The organism is Streptobacillus felis, from assembly GCF_001559775.1.
Classification (GTDB): Bacteria; Fusobacteriota; Fusobacteriia; order Fusobacteriales; family Leptotrichiaceae; genus Streptobacillus; species Streptobacillus felis.
Map to the genome: position 1 here is coordinate 1 of NZ_LOHX01000262.1, position 267 is coordinate 267.

The 267-nt window shown below is 27.7% G+C and carries 1 protein-coding gene; it reads right to left on the reverse strand.

Annotated features, from left to right (window positions below):
- The coding region (locus AYC60_RS09605) for a lipoate--protein ligase family protein (protein ID WP_414162581.1) at positions 1-225 on the reverse strand (225 nt) is incomplete at its 3' end.
- Between the last annotated feature and the right edge of the window lie 42 nt (positions 226-267).

Here is a 267-nt window from a genome sequence, read left to right on the forward strand (position 1 = left end):
TGCTTGTGCATTTCCACATATTTTATTACCATCTATTTCTAAGTCATTTCTTTCAGTAAATTCAGCGTTAACACCTAAACATTCTAATGTTTTAATAACAGGTCTAGAAACACTATTGAAATCAAATGCTTTATTTTCATCTTCCTTTGATATTATAGCATAGCTTAAGTTATTATAATAACGGTAAAATGCACCAGCACCACTAATTCTTCTTCCTACTTCTATATTATTTTAACTTTCGAATTCTTTACTTATTTCTTCTATAGT